Origin of the sequence: Micrococcus sp. KRD128 (assembly GCF_017168395.1) — a bacterium.
In the GTDB taxonomy this organism is placed as follows: domain Bacteria; phylum Actinomycetota; class Actinomycetes; order Actinomycetales; family Micrococcaceae; genus Micrococcus; species Micrococcus luteus.
Genome location: NZ_JABFAX010000063.1, coordinates 1 through 1,402, shown reverse-complemented (window position 1 = coordinate 1,402; position 1,402 = coordinate 1). Strand labels below are relative to the sequence as shown.

The window sequence follows — 1,402 nt, the reverse complement described above, 5'->3', positions numbered from 1 at the left end:
CGGGATTGATCCCGAGCTGTTCTCCCACACGGCGGAACGCTCCGGTCCTCGTGGCGGGGTCTTGACGGGCTTCCAGAGTCATCCGCGTGGCGCGTTCGCGGAGCTCGTCGGGGTACTTCCGTGGTGCTGGCATGCTCTGCATCCTTCCGTTGGATCAGAGCCTCCACCAGACCCGGGGCGATTCAACGTGTCCCCTCGGGCACGTCACTGATCTTCCTCGCCCAGTCCTTGCTTGCCATCGCCCATACCTCCAGTGATTCCGAGAGGGTGTTGCGACGACCGATTGAATCCACCTTGCGACCCACGGTCCGAGTGAACGATGCAGCCGGCCACCTCCCTGCGGCGGCCCACCGCGTTCTGTAGCGCCTGCACCGCCAGTCGCGCCTTCATCCGGGAGTCGATGGAGTAGCCGACGATCCGTCCGGAGTAAACATCCTTGACCGCGCAGAGGTACAGCTTGCCCTCGCCGGTCTTGTGCTCGGTGATGTCGGTCAGCCACAGCTGGTTCGGCGCGTCGGCGGTGAAATCGCGCTGTACCAGGTCCTCATGGACGGGTGGCCCGGGCTTCTTCCCGTTCTTGCCGCGCTTCTTCCCGAATACCGACCACCAGCCGTTGTCTCTGCAGATCCGCCAAGCACTGCGTTCACACATTACCTCGCCTGCGTCCCTGGCCTCGTCGACCAGGAAGCGGTAGCCGAACTCAGGGTCGTCCTGGTGGGCGTTGAACAGGGCATTCGCCCGGTACGCCTGAGCCAGCTCAGCGGCGGTGACCGGGCTGGCCAGCCAACGGTAGTAGGGCTGGCGGGAGAGCTTGAGGACCCGGCACGTCACCGCGACGGGGATCCCGACGGCGGCGAGCTCTTTCACGAGTGGGTAGAGCCTTTTCCCGGCAGGTTCGCCTGGGAGAGGTAGGCCGCCGCCCGTCGTAGGACCTCGTTCTCCTGCTCGAGCAGGCGGACTCGTTTTCTCAGTTCTCGGTTCTCCGTGGCTTCGGCTCTCGAGACGCCGGGCTTCTCGCCGTTCTCGATGTCGGCCTGGCGCATCCACTTCGACAAAGTCATCTCGTGGATGCCGAAGTCCTTGGCGATCTGGGCCAGGGTGACGCCGTCTTCGCGAGTGCGGGCTACGCGGACGACGTCGTCACGGAACTCTTGGGGGTAGGGGGCGGGCACAGCAACATCCTTCCAGGCTGCCTTGCAGGCAAGCCAGATCAGATGTCACATATCCGTGCGGCAGTCCCGATACTTAGCTATGCTAAGTCGCTTTCGGCCTAGTTGTAGGAGGGCATGACGTTGTTGACACGCACCGGGGCCAACGAGGCCGGAGGAGCCTCTCCGCAGGAGGTATGCGGCCGATGGTAGTTGTAGTGATTCACCCACACCTGCAGGGCCTCACGCCGAGC

General features: G+C 64.1%; 1 protein-coding gene and 1 pseudogene. Both read right to left on the bottom strand.

The features are described 5' to 3' along the window. Positions 1–240 precede the first annotated feature (240 nt). Positions 241–1,172, bottom strand: a pseudogene (locus J1M44_RS11490) (IS3 family transposase); the annotation flags it as partial. Between the two features lie 98 nt (positions 1,173–1,270). Further along, on the bottom strand, positions 1,271–1,402 hold a 132-nt coding region (locus tag J1M44_RS11480), incomplete at its 5' end, for an integrase core domain-containing protein (RefSeq protein ID WP_206481147.1).